The organism is Nostoc sp. JL34, from assembly GCF_017114945.1.
Lineage (GTDB): Bacteria > Cyanobacteriota > Cyanobacteriia > Cyanobacteriales > Nostocaceae > Nostoc.
In genome coordinates this window covers 1-20,134 of the sequence record NZ_JABXKQ010000125.1, presented here as the reverse complement: position 1 = coordinate 20,134, position 20,134 = coordinate 1, and the positions used below count along the sequence as shown (strand labels likewise).

17 protein-coding genes and 1 pseudogene are annotated in these 20,134 nt (G+C 42.1%); 15 read left to right on the top strand and 3 right to left on the bottom strand.

What is annotated here, in order from left to right; translation table 11 throughout:
* From HWQ44_RS22545 to HWQ44_RS22530, 4 genes and pseudogenes are all read left to right on the top strand, one after another.
* Positions 1–341, top strand: a pseudogene (locus tag HWQ44_RS22545) (photosystem II D2 protein (photosystem q(a) protein)); the annotation flags it as partial.
* The gene (gene psbC, locus HWQ44_RS22540) at positions 325–1,716 is read left to right on the top strand and encodes a photosystem II reaction center protein CP43 (protein ID WP_292723294.1); all 1,392 of its coding nucleotides are present in this window, start codon (positions 325–327) and stop codon (positions 1,714–1,716) included. The pseudogene HWQ44_RS22545 and the gene psbC, both read left to right, overlap by 17 nt.
* Before the next feature lie 130 nt (positions 1,717–1,846).
* Positions 1,847–2,032 carry a PCP reductase family protein gene (locus HWQ44_RS22535; RefSeq protein ID WP_292723292.1) on the top strand — a complete coding sequence of 62 codons (186 nt, stop codon included), beginning with the start codon at positions 1,847–1,849 and terminating at the stop codon, positions 2,030–2,032.
* 21 nt (positions 2,033–2,053) lie between these two features.
* On the top strand, positions 2,054–2,698 hold the full coding sequence (locus tag HWQ44_RS22530; protein ID WP_292723290.1) for a Uma2 family endonuclease: 645 nt from the start codon (positions 2,054–2,056) through the stop codon (positions 2,696–2,698).
* Between the two features lie 114 nt (positions 2,699–2,812).
* On the opposite strand, the gene HWQ44_RS22525 is transcribed toward HWQ44_RS22530, so the two are convergent.
* Together HWQ44_RS22525 and HWQ44_RS22520 are read right to left on the bottom strand one after the other, a co-directional pair.
* Positions 2,813–3,649 carry an SWIM zinc finger family protein gene (locus tag HWQ44_RS22525; protein ID WP_292723287.1) on the bottom strand — a complete coding sequence of 279 codons (837 nt, stop codon included), beginning with the start codon at positions 3,647–3,649 and terminating at the stop codon, positions 2,813–2,815.
* 103 nt (positions 3,650–3,752) lie between these two features.
* Positions 3,753–7,046, bottom strand: a complete 3,294-nt coding sequence (locus HWQ44_RS22520; protein WP_292723284.1) for a DEAD/DEAH box helicase — start codon at positions 7,044–7,046, stop codon at positions 3,753–3,755.
* A gap of 146 nt (positions 7,047–7,192) precedes the next feature.
* Here HWQ44_RS22520 and HWQ44_RS22515 point away from each other — a divergent pair, with 146 nt between their 5' ends.
* From HWQ44_RS22515 to HWQ44_RS22490, 6 genes are all read left to right on the top strand, one after another.
* Entirely contained in the window at positions 7,193–7,738 is a 546-nt protein-coding gene (locus HWQ44_RS22515) for an N-acetyltransferase (protein WP_292723282.1), read from the top strand.
* A gap of 101 nt (positions 7,739–7,839) precedes the next feature.
* Positions 7,840–9,996 carry a polyribonucleotide nucleotidyltransferase gene (locus HWQ44_RS22510; RefSeq protein ID WP_292723279.1) on the top strand — a complete coding sequence of 719 codons (2,157 nt, stop codon included), beginning with the start codon at positions 7,840–7,842 and terminating at the stop codon, positions 9,994–9,996.
* A gap of 385 nt (positions 9,997–10,381) precedes the next feature.
* Positions 10,382–11,233 (top strand): sterol desaturase family protein, encoded by an 852-nt coding sequence (locus tag HWQ44_RS22505; RefSeq protein ID WP_292723277.1) that lies wholly within the window; start codon positions 10,382–10,384, stop codon positions 11,231–11,233.
* A gap of 537 nt (positions 11,234–11,770) precedes the next feature.
* Entirely contained in the window at positions 11,771–11,920 is a 150-nt protein-coding gene (locus HWQ44_RS22500) for a hypothetical protein (RefSeq protein ID WP_292723276.1), read from the top strand.
* A complete protein-coding gene (locus tag HWQ44_RS22495; RefSeq protein WP_292723274.1) occupies positions 11,910–12,791 on the top strand; it encodes a DMT family transporter in 882 nt (293 codons plus the stop codon). Before HWQ44_RS22500 ends, HWQ44_RS22495 begins: the two co-directional genes overlap by 11 nt.
* Before the next feature lie 88 nt (positions 12,792–12,879).
* Positions 12,880–13,362, top strand: coding sequence for an SET domain-containing protein-lysine N-methyltransferase (locus HWQ44_RS22490; protein ID WP_292723272.1), 483 nt, complete (start codon positions 12,880–12,882; stop codon positions 13,360–13,362).
* A gap of 113 nt (positions 13,363–13,475) precedes the next feature.
* Here the strand turns inward: HWQ44_RS22490 and ilvC are convergent, their stop codons facing one another.
* Positions 13,476–14,471 carry a ketol-acid reductoisomerase gene (ilvC, locus tag HWQ44_RS22485; RefSeq protein WP_100900363.1) on the bottom strand — a complete coding sequence of 332 codons (996 nt, stop codon included), beginning with the start codon at positions 14,469–14,471 and terminating at the stop codon, positions 13,476–13,478.
* Positions 14,472–14,770: 299 nt separating this feature from the next.
* Between ilvC and HWQ44_RS22480 the strand changes: the two genes are divergently transcribed.
* The 5 genes from HWQ44_RS22480 to HWQ44_RS22460 all read left to right on the top strand — a co-directional run bounded on the left by HWQ44_RS22480 (position 14,771) and on the right by HWQ44_RS22460 (position 20,094).
* Positions 14,771–15,697, top strand: coding sequence for a DUF4349 domain-containing protein (locus HWQ44_RS22480; RefSeq protein ID WP_292723267.1), 927 nt, complete (start codon positions 14,771–14,773; stop codon positions 15,695–15,697).
* A gap of 234 nt (positions 15,698–15,931) precedes the next feature.
* The gene (locus HWQ44_RS22475) at positions 15,932–17,287 is read left to right on the top strand and encodes an NAD(P)/FAD-dependent oxidoreductase (protein ID WP_292723265.1); all 1,356 of its coding nucleotides are present in this window, start codon (positions 15,932–15,934) and stop codon (positions 17,285–17,287) included.
* A 150-nt stretch (positions 17,288–17,437) separates the two neighbouring features.
* The gene (locus HWQ44_RS22470) at positions 17,438–18,673 is read left to right on the top strand and encodes an LL-diaminopimelate aminotransferase (protein WP_292723262.1); all 1,236 of its coding nucleotides are present in this window, start codon (positions 17,438–17,440) and stop codon (positions 18,671–18,673) included.
* A 113-nt stretch (positions 18,674–18,786) separates the two neighbouring features.
* Positions 18,787–19,425, top strand: a complete 639-nt coding sequence (locus HWQ44_RS22465; protein ID WP_292723259.1) for a Uma2 family endonuclease — start codon at positions 18,787–18,789, stop codon at positions 19,423–19,425.
* A gap of 255 nt (positions 19,426–19,680) precedes the next feature.
* Positions 19,681–20,094: a hypothetical protein gene (locus HWQ44_RS22460; protein ID WP_292723256.1), complete on the top strand. Its 414-nt coding sequence runs from the start codon at positions 19,681–19,683 to the stop codon at positions 20,092–20,094.
* The last annotated feature ends 40 nt before the right edge of the window (positions 20,095–20,134 follow it).

Sequence of the window (20,134 nt, the reverse complement as noted above, 5' to 3'; positions counted from 1 at the left end):
CGGAAGAAACCTACTCAATGGTGACAGCAAACCGTTTCTGGTCACAGATTTTCGGTATTGCTTTCTCCAACAAGCGCTGGTTACACTTCTTCATGTTGTTCGTACCAGTTACAGGCTTGTGGATGAGCGCCGTCGGCATCGTCGGTTTAGCACTCAACCTGCGGGCTTATGATTTCGTTTCCCAAGAATTACGGGCGGCGGAAGACCCGGAGTTTGAAACCTTCTATACCAAAAACATTTTGCTGAACGAGGGTATCCGCGCTTGGATGGCTCCTCAAGATCAACCCCACGAACAATTTGTATTCCCTGAGGAGGTATTACCACGTGGTAACGCTCTCTAATAGACCAAATATCTTAGGCGGTGCTGGACGCGACCAAGAATCCACTGGATTTGCTTGGTGGTCTGGTAACGCACGTTTAATTAACCTATCTGGTAAACTGCTGGGCGCTCACGTTGCCCACGCTGGTTTGATTGTATTCTGGGCTGGAGCGATGACTTTGTTTGAAGTCGCTCACTTCATTCCTGAAAAGCCCATGTATGAGCAGGGCTTGATCCTTTTACCTCACCTCGCCGCTCAGGGTTGGGGTGTTGGTGCTGGTGGTGAAGTCATCGACACCTTCCCCTACTTTGTTGTCGGTGTACTCCACCTAATTTCCTCAGCTGTCCTCGGCTTTGGCGGTATCTATCATGCCGTGCGTGGCCCAGAAACCTTAGAAGAATACTCTTCTTTCTTTGGTTACGACTGGAAAGACAAGAACAAGATGACCAACATCATCGGCTTCCACCTGATTATTTTGGGAATCGGTGCGCTGCTGTTGGTGCTGAAGGCAATGTTCTTTGGTGGTCTGTATGACACCTGGGCACCAGGCGGTGGTGATGTTCGGATTATTACCAATCCGACATTGAACCCAGCAGTTATCTTCGGTTATGTAATCAAGTCTCCCTTCGGTGGGGAAGGCTGGATTGTCAGCGTCGATAACTTAGAAGATGTGGTCGGTGGTCACATCTGGATTGCCTTGATCTTAATTTCTGGTGGTATTTTCCACATTCTTACCAAGCCTTTTGCTTGGTCACGTCGTGCATCCATCTGGTCTGGTGAGGCTTACCTTTCCTACAGCTTGGGCGCTCTTTCACTGATGGGCTTCATTGCCTCAATCTTTGTTTGGTTCAACAACACCGTTTATCCGAGCGAATTCTTTGGCCCTACCGGCCCAGAAGCTTCTCAAGCTCAGGCTTTAACCTTCTTGATTCGTGACCAACGCTTGGGTGCTAACGTCGGTTCTGCCCAAGGCCCGACTGGTCTAGGTAAATATCTAATGCGCTCACCAACTGGTGAAATCATTTTCGGTGGTGAAACCATGCGTTTTTGGGATTTCCGCGGCCCTTGGTTGGAGCCTCTACGTGGCCCCAATGGTCTTGACTTGGAAAAAATCAAGAACGATATTCAGCCTTGGCAAGCTCGTCGCGCTGCTGAATACATGACCCACGCTCCTCTGGGTTCTCTGAACTCTGTGGGTGGTGTGGCTACCGAAATTAACTCCTTCAACTATGTATCTCCTCGCGCATGGTTGGCAACTTCTCACTTCGTACTAGGATTCTTCTTCCTAGTTGGTCACTTGTGGCACGCAGGTCGCGCACGGGCTGCGGCTGGTGGTTTTGAGAAAGGAATTAACCGTGATACTGAGCCAGTGATGTTTATGAACGACCTAGATTAGGTTGTAAGGTTTATTTCATTACTGACAACTAAATAATTTAGAGGCTCTTGCATAAAAGCAAGGGCTTTTTTTATAGGAGAATTAGTAATCTATTGATTAAACTGAGCGACTTACCAAGGTAATTAATACTATGAGCGATTCCAATTCTATTGATGCTTTGCGATGGACAGATGAAGCTAAGGAAAAGTTACAAAATATTCCCTTTTTTGTCCGCGCTCAAGCTAGAGCCAGAATTGAACAACTAGCTCGTGAAGCAGTCCAAGAGGTTGTTACCGCTGATTTGGTAGAACAGGCTAGGCTTGAGTTTGGACAATAAAACATTCTGGAGGTCGTAACAATGACAGTCGCCAAGAATCGAGCAGACCGAGTAATGCTTTACGACATTAGCTGGCAACAGTTTGAAAATCTTCTAAAAGATTTAGGAGAGCATCGGTCAGCACGGTTAGCTTACGATCGCACTACTTTGGAAATTATGACACCTTTACCTGAACACGAACATTACAAAGAGGTAATTGGCGATTTGGTCAAAGAAATCGCTGATGTGCTGGATTTAGACTACGAAAGTTATGGCTCGACTACTTGGAAGCGAGAAAGCCGAATGGCAGGGGTAGAGTCAGATAATTGCTTCTATTTCCAGAATGAAACTGCGATTCGGGGTAGATTGGATCTCGACTTGAAACAAGACCCACCACCTGATTTGGCACTGGAAATTGATATTACCAGTAAGTCTCTAAATCGTTTTCCCATTTATGCCCGCTTGGGAGTACCAGAACTCTGGTGTTATGATTCCGGTGAACTCAAGATTTATCTCCTGCAAAATGGGGAATATGTCGAGTCAGAGAACAGTTTAGTATTTCCTACTTTAGCAATTCGATATCTGCCGAAACTGATTGAGCAAAATCGGGCAAATGGCAGACGGGCAATTCGTCGGGCGGTTCGAGAATGGGTGAAAAAAGGCGGGAAGGGTGAACTACCCAGTTAACATAATTTACAAATTACGAATTACGTTAGCGTAGCGGTAGCGAGTCCGCGTACTCTTACAGAGAAGCAAGCTACGCTTTTAGCGTCTCGTAGAGAGCGTCACTACGAATTAATATCAACTTCCTCCCACATTCATTGCTGCTAAAAAAGCCTTTTGGCTGACATCTCTGTAAACCGTATTTAAAGACTTCATTACCACATCGCTCGAAGTTGAATTTATTGCATTTTCCTCTTCCTTCGCTAGGGGGATTGCTCCTAATACATCTAATACCATCTCGTTAGTGGACGGCGCAATAACTACCAAGGATGACTCTAGTGGCTCATTATATTGCCAAAAAGAATCAATTTTTACGGAGTATTTGTTATTAGGAATTGACTGTTGAATATCGGGCGTTTGTGTGGTATTGGGTTTAATCTTAGCACTACGTAATTGACGTAAATCGCTGATAATTTGCTCTTTGGTGCGTCCGCGCAATTGAAATAGTACAAAGGGGTCTTCACTAAAGCGATCGCCTAACTGATAGTATATCGCACCAATGTGTTTACAAGGATTTGCTTTATCAGGACAAGAGCATTTACTTTGGACATCAGCAAGGGTAAATGGAAATATCGAAAGACCATTAGCTGTGAAGACTTCTTCTATATTTTGTGGCATTTCTCCTGCTAGTAATTTGGCAGCAAAAATTGCTCTTTGAGACATAGTTTCAATTACATAACCCCACTGTTCATCAGTAAATGGTTCAAGAGAAAGGGAAACTTTATAAGGTTCTACTTCACTACCTTGCACTCTAGCTAATACTTTTGCACCTTTAAATTCTATGCTTAAAACATTTCCTTGACGAGCATAATTTCTTGCCCGTTCTAAACGCTTTTTAAAACGATAGGAATCTAGCAAATCTAGCCATTGTTGTGACCACCATTCTCGACTAGCTTGTAATGTGTCATTAGTCATAATAAATTTAAGACCTTAGTAGTGAGTGTGCCACACTAATTTGGACGGTTTTGTAGTGAGCGCTTTAGCGCTAAAATCAAGGACTAAAGTCCTTATTACAAACTTATTCTGCATCATCGTCAATTACTGCACTGCGATCGAGTAGTAGTAAGTTGCGAAGTTGGTCTGTGTCCATTTCAGTTAACCATTCTTCATCAGCACCCACAACTTGTTCTGCCAGTTGTTTCTTACTTTCAATCATGTCATGAATTTTTTCTTCTAAAGTGCCAGTGCAAACAAATTTATGTACTTGCACATTCCGAGTCTGACCAATCCGAAATACTCGGTCTGTAGCTTGATTTTCTACGGCTGGATTCCACCATCTATCAAAGTGGAATACATGATTTGCTCGTGTTAAATTTAGTCCTACTCCACCCGCTTTCAGAGAAAGAATCATAATCGGTGGCCCTTGAGGGTCGTGTTGGAAACGGTCGATCATTTCCTCCCGTTGTTTTTTACTGGTACTGCCATATAAAAAGAATATTTCTCGCCCAAGCTGTTTTTCTAAATAGGGTTTCAATAATTTACCCCACTCAGCAAATTGTGTGAAAATTAAAGCGCGATCGCCTTCTGCTAAAACTTCTTCTAACATTTCTTCTAGCCGCAGCAGTTTGGCTGAATTATGTGGCTCTAATGTTGCTTGTTTCAAATATTGGGCTGGGTGATTGCAGATTTGCTTAAGTTTGGTTAGTAAAGCCAAAATCATCCCTCGACGTTGCAATCCTTCAGCAGATTCTATTTCTACTAATGATTGCTCTACAATTTGTTGATAAAGTGCAGCTTGTTCACCAGTCAAACCGCAAAATACGGTCATTTCTTGCTTATCTGGCAAGTCTTGAATGATGTCGCGATCGCTTTTCAATCGCCGCAGTATAAATGGTTGCACTAATGAACGTAACTGAGTCAAAGAAGCCGTATCACCATACTTTTCTATTGGCATGGCAAACCGCCTCTGGAAAAATTGCTTATTGCCTAAATACCCAGGATTCAGAAAATCTAAAATAGACCATAATTCTTGCAGTCTATTTTCTACAGGTGTTCCCGTCAACGCAATCCGAAACGTCGCTTCTAATTGCCGCACTGCTTTTGACTGCTTCGCCTCTGGATTTTTTACATTCTGGGCTTCATCTAAAACAATTATCTGCCAAGAAACACTTTGCAATGATTTGATATCTCGATGAAGCAGTGAGTAGCTGGTAACGATTAAATCGTGCTTTTTCACGGCTTCTAAAAACGCTTTACCTTTTGGACGCTTGTCACCGTGATATTGCAAAATTTTCAGGCTTGGTGCAAATTTATTGACTTCCCTTTCCCAGTTTCCTAAAACAGAAGTTGGACAAACTAAGAGAGTTGGATTTTCGAGTGCATCTTGTTCTTTGAGATGTAGTAAGAAAGCAATGAACTGAATAGTTTTACCGAGTCCCATGTCGTCTGCGAGACATGCACCCAAACCCCAACGTTCTAAGAAGGACAGCCAAGCAGCACCACGTTCTTGATAAGGTCGCAACTGCCCTTTAAAGCCTGCTGGTGTGGGCAAAGGTGCGATCGCTTGATTATTGTTTAGCGCCCCAATCAACTCTTGCAATGCCCCAGAAGCATCAAAGCTAACCACTGGTAATTTTTCAATTGCCTGAGTATCCCCTGTACTCAGACGCAAAGCATCTTCCAGGGAAAGTGCCATTTGGTCTTTGCGAGTGGTAAAAAATGTTTGGGCTGTCTTAATATCTTGGGGCCGCAATTCTACCCACTCACCATTAATTTCCACTAGCGGACTATTTAAAGCCACAAGTTTATCAAACTCAGCTTTGGAAATAGTCTGTCCGCCAATTGCTAATTGCCATTGGAAATTTAGTAGACTCTGCAATCCTAAACGTCCTTGCTTTCCTTTTGGGGTTTCGGCAGTAATTTTTAAACCCAAACGATTCGCCCATCCTTCACGATTCGCTAAACTGGGAGGCAAAATAACTCCCAAACCACTGTCTTCCAACCTCCAAGCTACAGCTTTGATAAACTCATAAGCTTGAATGGGGGTAAGACGAGAAGATTGGGGATATTCGGTTTCTAAGCTGGGTGCGTAGGCGCTTTGCGCCTTGTCGCCAGACATCGCTGGATATAATCGGGAAGCTACCCCCAAACCTCGCAAAAATGTTTCCTGTGGTTGGTCAATTGTCCGATTTTCATAAACCAATTGTTCAACTGGATTGTTCCAAATAGTTGCTGCATCGACCAAAAACTCAGGATCATCAGCCGCTTGCAAGAAATACGCCAATGTCCAATCTGTTTCACCAGACTCTGGAGAACGCAGTTGAAAACAGGTACGAAATAGAGTTTTAAGAGTTAATTGGTATTGTAGCGGCATAGTCCAAGCCTTCAATGCCGCTTCCAGTCGTTCCACTTCAATTGCATCTGCATTCACTGTATGAGATGCACTTGTTAACGCTTGCAACCACTGTCGCACTCCAGAGGGTAAAGATGCGATTGTCTTAGCTTCAATTGGAGGTTGAGAACTTACCATTTCTCGCACTTGGGCATCTATCGTACTGTTGAGAAATCCCAAAAGTAACTCTTGAGGTTCAGCTGGGAAGTCTACATAAAGTAGGGATTGGGAAAAATCCTCCTCAGTCCCCAATCCCTCCTGATAAGTGCGACAAACCAACGGTATGTTCGCAGAAAATTTTTTTAGGCGGTTTCCATCTACTGCACTGTCTAGAAGTACTCGCCATTTGGTAGCAAATGCACCATCTGATTCTCGGTCAATTGTTGGTAAAAACTTACAACGTGAGATTAAATCTAAACTCCATCTGGCAACCTGCGACCAAAAGCGTAAATCTCCACCCAAAAAAGCATCTTCCCCTTTAGCAGCATTTAGGGGAATAGCAGCCAGAAATTTTACTGCTTGGCTGGGGTTGAGACAAAAACCCTCAACTCGCCACGGTTGCAAATATTGCGGGGAGTCTCGATCTAGCCCCAAGCTGGCAGAATGTACAGGAAAAATCGCTGCTGTTCCTTCGCTATTGGCTTCTGGGATATAAGTTGGGAGGGCAATGATTTGGGAGTCCGTTGGCAAACTGATCTCATTGGTACTGGCTGCTTTGCGTGTTCGCCCAGTAGTTGCGAACGCAACTTGGGGTTGCTGGATGAAGTTGGTAATTGCCATGTTTTGCGAATCGCCAAAGGCGACGCTTCGCGAACGCAACCACTCACTCAACTCAACTGATGACATTGCCAATGGATGCAATGAGATATCTCCAGATCCACTAGACTCTAAATTCACTCGTGGCGATCGCCAAGTTTCTCCCCAAATAAATAAACGACCATTTTTATTTTTTAGTAACCAATTACAGTGTAAAATCGCCATTTGCTAACTACTCAGATTTTCCCAAAACTCAAGAACTAAAATCGCAACTATTCTACTTTTTACATCTTTCCAAAAATATTTATTGACCCCGTTTTGCATAATATAATAAAAACTTCAGTAATTATTCCAGATAAACATTGTTAATAATGAATTTTCCCCTAATTAAAGTTTTAAAAAATGGGATATTAGTAGAACTAGATTATATGCATTCTCAAGAGCAGGAGGTTGTAAGAACATTACTCAATGTTGTAATTGTTGAAGGTAAAACCTATCCCCAAAAGCAACCTCTCTCTCCAACAGAATTTTCAGCTTACTGGTTAAGCAAGGATGCCTTTGTTGTCAGGACATCTGTTGTAGATTGTACACACAAGCCAAAAGAAATATTAGGGGCGTTTTATTTAAAGCCAAACTTTCCCGGTCGGTGTAGCCATATTTGCAACGCTGGTTTTATTGTACAACCTGGGTTACGTGGTCAGGGTTTAGGACGGTTCATGGGAGAGGCTATGCTTTCGATAGCAGCAAACCTGGGCTATGAAGCAGTAATGTTTAATTTGGTCTTTGAGACTAATATACCTTCAATTACACTTTGGCAGTCGTTAGGATTTAAGATTATTGGGCGAATTCCGGGTGCGGCGAAGCTAGAGAATGGGCAGGTGGTAGATGCGCTAATCTTGTATCACACTTTGCGTTAAACGACTTGTCTATCTTTGTATGTACTAGAAGTCAGCCATAGGGCATAAATGTTAGGATTGCCACAGAAAGAGAATAGCGAAAGAGAAGGAAAAAAAACTGAATGGCAGAAGTTGATAAGTCAATATCCTTCGATGGAAGGGATATTCGACTGAAAGTAGGCTTACTAGCTCCCCAGGCAGGTGGGTCGGTTTTGATAGAATCAGGGGACACATCCGTTTTAGTGACGGCTACGCGATCGCAAGCCAGAGAAGGCATTGATTTTCTTCCTCTTACTGTAGATTATGAAGAAAGGCTATATGCCGCTGGTAGGATTCCCGGCGGAATCATGCGGCGGGAAGGTCGTCCACCAGAAAAAACAATTCTCACCAGTCGTCTTATAGACCGTCCCATGCGTCCCTTGTTCCCGTCATGGTTGCGGGATGACTTGCAAATTATTGCCTTAACGCTGTCGATGGACGAGTTAGTTCCACCCGATGTGCTAGCAGTTACAGGCGCTTCTATCGCTACCCTGATTGCCCAGATTCCTTTTAATGGGCCAATGGCAGCAGTTCGCGTTGGTTTAGTGGGAGATGATTTCATTATTAACCCCACTTATGCAGAAATTGAAGCCGGAGATTTGGATCTGGTAGTAGCAGGTTCACCACATGGCGTGATCATGGTGGAGGCGGGAGCCAATCAGTTGCCAGAACGAGATATCATCGAGGCGATTGACTTTGGTTATGAAGCAGTGCGGGACTTAATCAAAGCGCAGCAAGATTTAGTAGCAGAACTGGGTTTGGTAATAGTGCAAGAAGCACCACCACAAGTAGACCAGACGCTAGAAAATTATATCCGCGATCGCGCTAACGGCCAGATTAAGAAAATTCTCTCTCAATTTACCTTCACCAAACCCGAACGTGATGCAGCTTTAGATGTCGTCAAGGATGAAATTGCCACGACGATTAAGGAACTGCCAGAAGAAGACCCAATTCGAGTTGCCGCAACTGCAAATAGCAAGGCACTTGGTAACACTTTTAAAGATATTACCAAATACTTCATGCGGCGGCAAATCATCGAAGATAACGTTCGCGTTGATGGTCGTAAACTTGATGAAGTGCGACGTGTTTCTTGTTTAGTTGGTGTCTTACCAAAGCGAGTCCACGGTAGCGGTTTATTTAACCGAGAACTAACTCAGGTATTATCCACTTGTACTTTGGGTACACCTGGGGATGCTCAAAACCTTAACGATGACATGCAGCTAGACCAACATAAGCGTTATCTGCATCATTACAACTTCCCGCCTTTCTCAGTCGGGGAAACCAAGCCAATGCGTTCTCCAGGAAGGCGCGAAATTGGACACGGGGCATTAGCAGAGCGATCGCTACTACCTGTGCTACCGTCAAAAGAACAATTTCCCTACGTGATTCGCATCGTATCGGAAGTTCTTTCCTCCAACGGTTCCACCTCGATGGGTTCAGTCTGCGGTTCCACCCTCGCCCTGATGGATGCTGGTGTGCCAATTCTCAAACCTGTCAGTGGCGCAGCAATGGGTCTGATTAAGGATGGGGACGAAGTGCGAATCCTGACCGACATCCAAGGCATTGAAGACTTTTTAGGTGACATGGACTTCAAAGTTGCCGGGACAGATGCCGGGATTACCGCCTTGCAAATGGATATGAAAATCTCCGGTTTGTCGTTGGACGTTATTTCTCAAGCTGTCCACCAAGCCAAAGCAGCCAGGTTGCACATTCTGGAGAAAATGCTCGCCTGCATTGATACGCCACGGACTGAAACCTCACCTTATGCCCCACGTCTGTTAACAATCAAGATTGATTCAGACATGATTGGTCTGGTTATCGGGCCTGGAGGCAAGACTATTAAGGGGATCACAGAGGAAACTGGTGCAAAAATTGACATCGAAGATGATGGCACCGTGACAATTTCCGCTGTGGATGAGAACAAGGCTAAAAGAGCCAGAAACATCATCCAAGGCATGACCCGCAAGCTGCACGAAGGGGATGTCTACGCAGGACGCATCACTCGGATTATACCGATAGGTGCATTTGTGGAATTCCTGCCTGGAAAAGAAGGAATGATCCACATTTCTCAGCTAGCTGACTACCGCGTTGGCAAAGTTGAGGATGAAGTAGCGGTAGGCGATGAAGTGATTATCAAAGTGCGCGAAATTGATAACAAAGGTCGGATTAATCTTACCCGCTTGGGTATCCACCCAGATCAAGCAGCAGCAGCACGGGAAGCTGCGGCGGTGAATCGGTAACTCGATTTGGGATTTTAGATTAGATTAAATCTAAAATCCGCGATGCCTATCGTGAAGGCATCGCCGTATGCTTCTCTAATTAGTTGTACAACATTTATAACAAACAGTAATCGGAATCGAATCAATGAAACTGATATCTGTAAATCTCGACTATAAAAATAACCTTTTTCTAAAAATTATTTCTGTTTCTGATAAGAGGGATAAGTAGCTAAGTGTAAATAAATTAAAGTTTGTAGTAAGGAATTTAGTCCTGATGATCCTTGTTTTGAGAGATGAATCGCTCACTACGAACTAGGATTTTATTTTATCTAATTATAGTATAGATGCTTCAAAATATCAAAAATTAACAGAATATGCCTCAGTCACATCCTATAAGGTTACAGAGATGCAAAAGGTTTTGAATTTCTGTTTTGAGATCGAGTTTTATCTAAAGATTGCTATTAGTTGCACGATTGTTCAGCAGGTATTCTATTTGCTGTTAAACAATATCGAAATCAACTTCATAACGCAAGTCTTATTGTACTGGCTCGTTGGTTCTATCTCATTTTATAGTATTGGGATTATCATTGAAAAAGGAATCAAAAGCAACGATATTTTAAGAGATAAACTGACTGCAAGGGTCAAGACAGTCAAAAATCAAGCATTTCCTTCCTTTACTGTTAAAGGTATTATTATAGGAGAAATTAAAGCTTTTCTATCAGCATTAATTATTCTCTATCTAGCTCCAGAGGTTCATAGAGGAAATAGCTTACTCTTAAACTTTGGATGGTTCTTGATGAGAATAGTTGCTGCTGATTTCTGTTTTTATGTTGCTCATCGCCTCTTGCACACAAGATTCTTGCAGAAAATCCATCTTAAACATCATGAGTTTCGTGACTCATCAAGTTTTGTTGCTGGACACAAGAGTTTGGTCGAATATGTTATTGTTGCGATCGCTGATGTTTTGCCAATTTTTATATTTGGATATGACATTACTCAACTGTGTGCATGGAGCGTTATAGGCAATGCTTACAACTTAGAAGGTCATAGTACTTTGTCAATATTTTTTATTCCATCAGATTTCCACGATCTTCATCACACTTGTTTTAATGGAAACTATGGCATTCAGGGATTTTGGGACAGAATATTCAACACACTGAATCCTCCTACGAAGAAGTTGGGAATTATGTTTCCTGTGAGTTTTATCGAGCATATAACTATTCAGTCATCTATGAATAATGACACCGAAAAAATATAATTATTGTAAAGACGGCGATTCATCGCGTCTCTTGTCTTAACCGAACAGTATTGCCTCAACTTATATCTTGCACCTCTACGTACAACCCCAGGTAAAGTAAAGATATGGGCGATAAAGATACATTACTTTTATTGGCTTTTGTCGCTAAATCAAGACTTTTGCTTTTTTACTGAGTAATAAAACTACATCAATTTTTCTTGGTGCAAGATGTGAGTCAAGGTTCTCATGCAGATATCTGGAGTTGAGCAATTACGGCATTATTAGCAGATTTAGGTAAATTAGCCAATCAACTAAGTTTTGTCTTTGGGATGCCTCTCAAAATGACAAAATAATGATATTATCTAACGCCCCGATCGAGATATTTCCTTACGTTTGGAATTATATTATCGCTACCCACCTAATGATAGGATTTTTCTTACTACCGGATTTTAAATAATTATAAATTCTAAACATAACACAGTTAATGATACAGTTTAGATTGGATTAATCTGAACTTTCTTTACCTTTTAATTGCAGTATGGAAAAAGATATGAAATTATGCTGACCCGATTAGTAGAACTTTGCCAACTAAAAATCCTATATTCTAAAGGCACTGACAGGACGGGAAAAATCAACATTCTCTATGCGATCGCATTCTCTATGGATGTAAAGAAACATTATTCAATCAATTATTTTGATGCAGACTGAAAATAACTTGCGTTTCAAGGGAATAATACTGCTTATTTTTGTTAATATAATTGGTTCTACAACTTTTCCATTGACTAAAGACATCGTTGGTAGCCTTTCACCAAGTGCATTGATTGCTGCACGCTTTGTCATTGCCGCAGCAGTTTTTACCCTAAATTTACGTAATCTTAACAAACTTTTACTTCGCGATGGTACAGTACTAGGGCTTTTGCTTTTCTTTTACTTAGCTATAGAAACAATTGCACTCAAGACTATACCAGCAAACCGAGCGGTATTCATTGCCAGTTTGAACACACTCATCGTCCCGCTACTAGAATGGCTTAGTGGTCAGCGCGTACTGTTGAGAACTTTCCTAGCTGCTGGAGTAGCTGTAATTGGCATTGGTGTGATGTTTTGGGAAGGGGGAGAAGTAGGAATTGGCGATATATTAATGTTCGTTGATGCTTTTGTCTATGCAGCCTACATACTTTTCTTAGAGCGAGCTGCGCCCCGTCACCCGACTTTAACACTTACTAGTGTTCAACTTTTGTTCATTGCAACGGTAGGGGTACTCTGGAGTAACACACAAATCTTTAACCAATTTGAAGTAATTCGCCAGCACTGGGGAGCGATTCTCTACTTAGGGCTGTTGGCGACTGCTGCTGTCATCTGGCTTCAAACAATGGCACAGCAATGGGTTTCATCTGACGAAGCTGCTTTACTTTTTACACTTGAGCCATTGTTCGCCACAATTTTCTCGTTTTGGCTACTAGGAGAACATCTGGGAATACGCGGTTTAATTGGCGCGATTCTTGTCTTAGTTGCTCTGGTTCTAAGTCAAAGCTCTCAAAAGATTGAGCCGGAAGGAAAAGTTGAGGTACAGAGCGGTTAACGGACTGTTACCTCGAAAGTGAAATCTAACTAAGCCAAGTTTGAAACTTGGAAGCTGCAAGAAATTTAAACATAGTGGGTCTTTATCTATGACTACAATAGAGTCGATTTCAGCTGCAAAGCTCAATTCTCATGTCACGATTCAGAAAACAGCAAAAGGACGAGGAGTATTTGCTACAAAAAAATTTGCCCAAGGGGAAATCGTTGTGGTAGGTATGCAAATTGAAGCAGTTCCTGAACGAACAATGTATACATTTCAGATGGATTTTAATTTACATGTCCACCTAGATGAGCCTTCTTGGATCATTAACCATTCTTGTAATCCAAATACTGGGGTAAGGAACAATCAGTTTGGAGGATATGACTTCGTTGCTTTGTGCGATATCGAAGCAGATGAAGAAATTACCTGGGACTATGAAACCACTGAATATGAATTAATTGTTGTCTTCGGGTGCTTGTGCGGATCTCTTTCCTGTCGAGGGAAAACATTAGGATTTAAATTCCGGGAACAAATACTGCGCGATACTTACGGAGAGTACATTGCAGATTATCTCAAAACTCAAAGCAAATGATGTTTAGACATCTCCAGAAATTAAATATGCTGTAACCATAACCCTTGTAGAGACGTAGCAGTGCTACGTCTCTACATTCTTTTTTTTGGAGATGTCTGATGTTATTGTTTTGCTTAAGCTTTTTTCAACCAGCTAAACATAGCGCGTAAATCTTTACCAACTTCTTCAATTTTGTGTTCAGCTTCTTTACGACGCATGGCGGTAAATCCTGGTTTACCAGATTGGTTTTCCAGAACGAATTCTCGTGCAAATTGTCCAGATTGAATTTCGCTGAGAATCTTCTGCATTTCAGCTTTGGTTTGTTCGGTGACAATCCGCGGGCCACGCGTATAATCGCCATATTCAGCTGTATTAGAAATGCTGTCGCGCATTTTGGCTAAACCACCTTCTACAACCAAGTCAACAATCAGCTTGACTTCATGCAGACATTCAAAATAAGCCAATTCTGGTTGATAACCAGCTTCTACCAAAGTTTCAAATCCGGCTTTAATTAAAGCACTCAAACCACCGCACAATACCGCTTGTTCGCCAAATAAATCGGTTTCGGTTTCTTCACGGAAAGTAGTTTCGAGAACACCGGCGCGTGTACCACCGATACCTTTAGCATAAGACATGGCGCGATCGCGTGCCTGACCACTGGCATCTTGATAAACTGCAAACAGCGCTGGTACACCTTCACCACCTTCATAAGTCCGTCGTACCAAATGCCCCGGCCCTTTGGGTGCTACCATCACCACATCTACATTAGCTGGTGGTACAACTTGCCCAAAGTGAATATTGAAGCCGTGGGCAAAAGCTAACACATTCCCTTCTTCGAGATTGGGTTCAATCTCGTTTTTGTAAATCGTTTTTTGGACTTCATCAGGTAACAAAATCATGATGAAGTCAGCAGCATTGGCAGCATCTGCAACATTTTTCACAGTCAACCCAGCTGCTTCAGCTTTTGCAACTGACTTACTACCCGGATATAGTCCCACAATCACATTCAAACCACTATCTTTGAGATTGAGAGCGTGGGCATGACCTTGGGAACCATAGCCGATGATAGCAATAGTTTTTCCAGCCAAAAGGTCTAAATTGGCATCTTCGTCATAATACATCCGGGCCATAGAAGCATCTCCTGTCAGCAAGCATCGTCATTAATTGGCAGACTTCCGATTGTACCCCAAATTGAGTAACACAGATGAACTGTCAATCATTCAATTTATCTCTTTGGACTGAGGAGATGAGGGAGCAGAGGAGAATGACAAATACTTCTCTACGAGAGGCTGCGCCAACGACTATGCTCAGTACAAATGACTAATAACTAATAACTAATGACAAACCTGTTACATAAATCGCAACAATCCCGGCTTTGAGTTTTAGTTCAGTAATACTGGGGTTAACTTCATCCATCTGGGGGTAGATTATGTATACTTCGACTAAATTACCGCGCACATCTGCTTTATTTTTAAGTGCGTTATTAGGAGGGGTGATTTTCACCAGTTGTGCCTCTTCCGAACGGTCAGCAAATCGGGCTTTACCTCAAATTGCAGCCGATAGCGCAGCAAATCCAGTATCTGCACCTGCTCGTGAAAACAGTGTTTCCCAAAAGGCGGAAGCTGCACCAACAGCGCGTTCTCGTCCTCAACTGATCAAAAAGGCAGCAATCTCTTTGACTGTCAACTCTGTAGATAAGACTGTTGATGCCGTTTCGCAAATTATCAATCAACAGCAAGGGGATTTAATCGGGTTGAAACAACAACAACCCAAAAACGACAACCCGCGTTACACAGCAACAATCCAATTGCGGATACCAGAGGATCGGCTAGAACCTACCCTAGAACAACTAGCTAAATTGGGCACTGTCGAGAGTCGTAATATCACTGCCGAAGATGTGGGCGATCGCCTTGTGGATTTCCAAGCTAGATTAACTAATTTGCAGAAAACTGAAGCCAATTTGCAAAAAATTATGGATCTGGCAGGTTCTGTAAGAGATGTGCTTAGTGTTTCCCAAGAACTGAGTAATGTCCGCCAAACTATAGAACAAATTGATGCCCAACTGAAAAACCTCAAAAATCAAGTTGCTTATTCCACCATTACGCTGAACTTAGAAGCAGCAGTTTCTAGCACCAGTCCCCAACCTGCTATCGGTTTGCAAGTTCAGGAAACTTGGAACAACTCTACCCATTCTTTGAGTGCATTTTCTGTTGGCTTACTCAAGTTTGGCATTTGGTTAATTGTTTACAGCCCCTATTTGTTAATTTTTGCTGCTCTTGTCTATGGCTTTAGGCGTTGGCGGCGAACTCATTCACCACGTTTGACACAAACACCAGAGTCAACTAGTTCTGAGTAAACTCCCATAAATCCTACATCTACCTTTGATAAATCTACACAGGTAAATAGGGATTCAAATATTCCAACCTCTTATTGTCTGTACCTTTCTCTTCAAAAATTTTCTTTATCCTGTAGCCTCGATCACTTTAATACTTTTTCAAATGTAAAGAGCAATACAAAATATGTGATGACAATTTTGATACAAATTTGTTAAGAATAGTTACAATAGTCGGCATACACGATAACATTTCTTATGGTAAATTCACTTGACAATAATCCACCCCATCAAGTAGTTATTGTTGGCGGTGGTTTCGGTGGACTTTATGCAGCAAAAACACTTGCCAAAGCGGCAGTAAACGTTACTCTGATTGATAAACGTAACTTTCATCTATTTCAACCCCTTTTATATCAAGTCGCCACAGGGGCGTTATCTCCCGCTGATATATCCTCACCGTTGCGTTCTGTCCTCAGCAAGAGCAAGAATACGAAAGTACTGCTGGGAGAGGTGAATAATATCGATCCAGAAGCGCAAAAAGTGATTGTGGGCGACGAAGCAATAGCTTACGATACGTTAATTGTCGCCACAGGTGCAAAGCATTCCTACTTTGGCAAAGACAACTGGGAAGAATTCGCCCCAGGCTTGAAAACAGTAGAAGATGCCATAGAAATGCGTAGCCGGATTTTTTCAGCCTTTGAAGCCGCAGAAAATGAAACTGATCCAGAAAAACGCCGTGCTTGGTTAACTTTTGTAATTGTGGGTGGTGGCCCAACTGGTGTAGAGTTAGCTGGTGCGATCGCAGAATTGGCAAACCAAACTCTCAAAGAAGATTTCCGCAACATCGATACCTCAGAAGCCAAGATTTTGTTATTAGAAGGTTTAGATCGAATTCTGCCACCCTTTGCGCCAGAGTTATCACAAGAAGCGGAAGCATCTTTGACGCGCTTAGGGGTGGTTGTGCAGACAAAAACACTAGTAACAAATATTGCAAATGATGTTGTTACCCTCAAACAAGGTGATGAGGTTAAAGAAATTGCCTCAAAAACGGTATTATGGGCAGCAGGTGTGAAAGCTTCCGCAATGGGAAAAGTGCTAGCAGAACACACAGGTGCTGAGTGCGATCGCGCTGGACGGATTATCGTTGAACCTGACTTGAGTATTAAGGGACATCCCAATATTTTTGTAGTTGGCGACTTAGCAAATTTTTCTCATCAAAATGGTAAACCCCTACCTGGTGTTGCACCTGTAGCCAAGCAAGAAGGTGAATATGTCGCAACATTAGTCCAAAACAGGCTTGCAGGTAAAAATTTGCCACCCTTTGCTTATACCGATCATGGTAGTTTAGCAATGATTGGGCACAATTCTGCTGTGGTAGATTTGGGCTTTACAAAGCTGAAAGGTTTTGTTGCATGGCTGTTTTGGCTATTTATTCACATCTACTTCTTAATTGAATTTAACAACAAATTAGTAGTAATGATTCAGTGGGCATGGAGCTATTTCACCCGTAATCGTGGAGCAAGATTGATTACAGGAAAAGAAACCGTCACGGAATTTGTAATTAGCGATCGCAACAATTATTCAGCCGATAATAAACAACCGGTAAATGTCTAATTTGTCATTAGTCATTAGTTATTAGTTATTCTCCCCCTTGCCCCCTGCCCCCTGCCCCCTGCTCCCCTACCTCTTCCCCACTCCCCATAACAAAGTTATCGCCCTCATAAATTAGCAGTAAGCTGTTTGAGGGCGTTTTTTATATTTACTATGGCAACTATTAACGACAACTACCTGAAGCTGAAAGCAGGTTATCTGTTTCCAGAAATTGCTCGGCGGGTGAATGTCTTTGCAGAAGCGAATCCTGATGCTAAAATCATCCGCCTGGGCATTGGCGATGTTACCGAACCTCTGCCGGAGGCTTGCCGCACAGCCATGATTAAAGCTGTGGAAGAAATGGGCGATCGCAATACCTTTAAAGGCTACGGCCCAGAACAAGGCTACGCATGGTTGCGGGAAAAAATTGCTACTCAAGATTTCCAAGCACGGGGAGCCGATATAGATGCCTCGGAAATCTTTATCTCCGACGGTTCCAAGTGCGACACAGGCAACATTCTGGAAATCTTTGGTCATGACAATATAATTGCCGTGACTGACCCAGTTTACCCTGTGTATGTAGACACTAACGTAATGTTGGGAAATACTGGGAATGCCAACGACAAAGGAGAATTTGAGGGTTTAGTCTATCTGCCAATTACTGCTGATAACAACTTCACCGCAGAGATTCCCTCCAAGAAAGTCGATTTAATTTATCTCTGCTTTCCCAATAACCCCACTGGCGCAACTGCTACCAAGGAATATCTCAAAGCTTGGGTAGACTATGCCAAAGCTAATAACTCGATTATTTTCTTTGATGCAGCCTACGAAGCTTACATTACCGATTCGTCCCTTCCTCACTCAATTTATGAAATTGAAGGTGCAAGAGATGTTGCGATCGAATTTCGGTCTTTCTCTAAGAATGCAGGTTTTACAGGAACTCGTTGCGCGTTAACTGTAGTACCAAAGACACTCACAGCAAAAGCCGCCGATGGTTCCGATGTCGAACTATGGAAACTGTGGAATCGTCGCCAGTCTACCAAATTCAACGGGGTTTCTTACATCATCCAACGGGGAGCCGAAGCGGTTTATTCCGAAGAAGGACAAGCGCAAATCAAAGGATTGGTTAGTTTCTATCTAGAAAATGCCAAAATTATCCGTGAAAAACTCACAGCCGCCGGATTATCAGTTTATGGAGGCGTGAATGCACCTTACGTTTGGGTAAAAACTCCTAATGGTTTATCCAGTTGGGAATTTTTTGATAAGTTACTGCAAACTGTCAACGTTGTCGGAACCCCTGGTTCTGGCTTTGGTGCTGCGGGTGAGGGTTACTTCCGCATTTCGGCGTTTAACAGCCGAGAGAATGTGGAAGAGGCGATGAAGCGGATTGCTGAGAAGTTTAAGGTGTAGAGCGATCGCTTTTGTTAAACTCAATCTATTAATCTAAAGGTTACGGTGGGCTATATTATCCACCGCAACCTGATAGATAATTATTGAGTATTTAGCTTATTGATATTTTGGTTATGACTGCTGCTATCCCCGTTTTCAAAGCTGTTAGCCAGATGCAGTTAGCACCTGGTAGCGCGGTGACTATTCCTGATGTTAGCTGGCAAGAATTTGAATCTATTTTAGAAGAATTGGGACAAAAAAGAACTACACGAATTGCCTACAGCCAGGGTACTTTAGAAATTATGGCTCCTTTACCAGAACATGAAATTCCCAAAGATTTAATTTCTAATATTGTCAAAATATTGCTAAAGGCTAAAGATATCAGATATCAACCTTTTGGTTCCACCACCTTTAAACGGCAAGGTGTGGCAGGAGTTGAACCTGATGCTTGCTTTTATATTCAAAATTATCAACAGATGATTGGTCATCGCCGTTTACAACCTGATGATCCGCCCCCAGATTTAGCCATTGAGACTGATGTCACATCGAAAACTACTCTCAATGCTTATGAAGCTATTGGAGTCCCAGAATTATGGGTTTACGATAACGGAAATCTTTCTATTTATTTGCTGAAAGAGGGTAAATATATAAAATCTAACACCAGTCCTAATTTTGAAGATATAGCGATTACTCAAATTATTCCTGCTGCTGTGGAACGTAGTTGGCAAGTAGGAAGTTTTCAAGCTTTGGAAGAATTGGAAGCGATGATTTAGTAAATGATTAATTAGGCATTGCTCTTTGTGAGTTACTGCCAAATTTATAAATTGCAATTATGGCAATATATGCAGTAGCAACAAATCTGCTTGAATTTGCGATCCTATTTAGGAAAATAGTGAAATAAATGGCGAGTTAAACAGTTCAGAAAATTATAGAAAAGTTTAAGGTGTAGGTTTGTTGGGCATCAGTTTTGGGTATCTTAAAGGTTAAAGTTACCTAACGATCGATAGTTAAAGGAGTAAGATTAGCAAATGCCAAATAATCATTTACCAAAGACAAGATACGAAATAGCTGATAAACCTAAATTCTCAATGGAGCTTTTTGCCGCAGCTCGTTTAGAGGCAACAGAACGTGCAAGATTTGTTGGTCTTGTCTCGGCACTTGAGCCATTAGCTGAACAGAAAAAATTTGAATACCCAGATTTAAAAAAAATTGTAAAAGATACCTTAAATAAGGTGCAAGATTCGCTGGATTTACCTGATGATATAAAGCGATCGCTCGAAGGGAGTATCAGTAATCTAACACGCGAATCTGTCTCACACGCTATTAAACGCCTTATTATAACTCATTTATCTGAGGACAAAATGGCATTAGAAATTCTGGAAGAAGCTTATAGAACCCATTTGATATCTTTTAGACGAGCAAGTAGAATCAACAGAAATTAGGTGCATTGAAACAGTTTAGGGTTGAAAATGGGGTATTCAA

What these genes read in the sequence shown, in the direction of transcription:
- HWQ44_RS22535 (WP_292723292.1), top strand. Translation starts at nt 1,847, where the DNA reads ATGAGCGATTCCAATTCTATTGATGCTTTGCGATGGACAGATGAAGCT.
- HWQ44_RS22470 (WP_292723262.1), top strand. Translation starts at nt 17,438, where the DNA reads ATGGCAACTATTAACGACAACTACCTGAAGCTGAAAGCAGGTTATCTG.
- HWQ44_RS22495 (WP_292723274.1), top strand. Translation starts at nt 11,910, where the DNA reads ATGCAGACTGAAAATAACTTGCGTTTCAAGGGAATAATACTGCTTATT.
- HWQ44_RS22480 (WP_292723267.1), top strand. Translation starts at nt 14,771, where the DNA reads ATGTATACTTCGACTAAATTACCGCGCACATCTGCTTTATTTTTAAGT.
- HWQ44_RS22465 (WP_292723259.1), top strand. Translation starts at nt 18,787, where the DNA reads ATGACTGCTGCTATCCCCGTTTTCAAAGCTGTTAGCCAGATGCAGTTA.
- ilvC (WP_100900363.1), bottom strand. Translation starts at nt 14,471, where the DNA reads ATGGCCCGGATGTATTATGACGAAGATGCCAATTTAGACCTTTTGGCT.
- HWQ44_RS22510 (WP_292723279.1), top strand. Translation starts at nt 7,840, where the DNA reads ATGGCAGAAGTTGATAAGTCAATATCCTTCGATGGAAGGGATATTCGA.
- HWQ44_RS22530 (WP_292723290.1), top strand. Translation starts at nt 2,054, where the DNA reads ATGACAGTCGCCAAGAATCGAGCAGACCGAGTAATGCTTTACGACATT.
- HWQ44_RS22460 (WP_292723256.1), top strand. Translation starts at nt 19,681, where the DNA reads ATGCCAAATAATCATTTACCAAAGACAAGATACGAAATAGCTGATAAA.
- HWQ44_RS22520 (WP_292723284.1), bottom strand. Translation starts at nt 7,046, where the DNA reads ATGGCGATTTTACACTGTAATTGGTTACTAAAAAATAAAAATGGTCGT.
- HWQ44_RS22490 (WP_292723272.1), top strand. Translation starts at nt 12,880, where the DNA reads ATGACTACAATAGAGTCGATTTCAGCTGCAAAGCTCAATTCTCATGTC.
- HWQ44_RS22525 (WP_292723287.1), bottom strand. Translation starts at nt 3,649, where the DNA reads ATGACTAATGACACATTACAAGCTAGTCGAGAATGGTGGTCACAACAA.
- HWQ44_RS22475 (WP_292723265.1), top strand. Translation starts at nt 15,932, where the DNA reads ATGGTAAATTCACTTGACAATAATCCACCCCATCAAGTAGTTATTGTT.
- HWQ44_RS22505 (WP_292723277.1), top strand. Translation starts at nt 10,382, where the DNA reads ATGCAAAAGGTTTTGAATTTCTGTTTTGAGATCGAGTTTTATCTAAAG.
- HWQ44_RS22500 (WP_292723276.1), top strand. Translation starts at nt 11,771, where the DNA reads ATGCTGACCCGATTAGTAGAACTTTGCCAACTAAAAATCCTATATTCT.
- HWQ44_RS22515 (WP_292723282.1), top strand. Translation starts at nt 7,193, where the DNA reads ATGAATTTTCCCCTAATTAAAGTTTTAAAAAATGGGATATTAGTAGAA.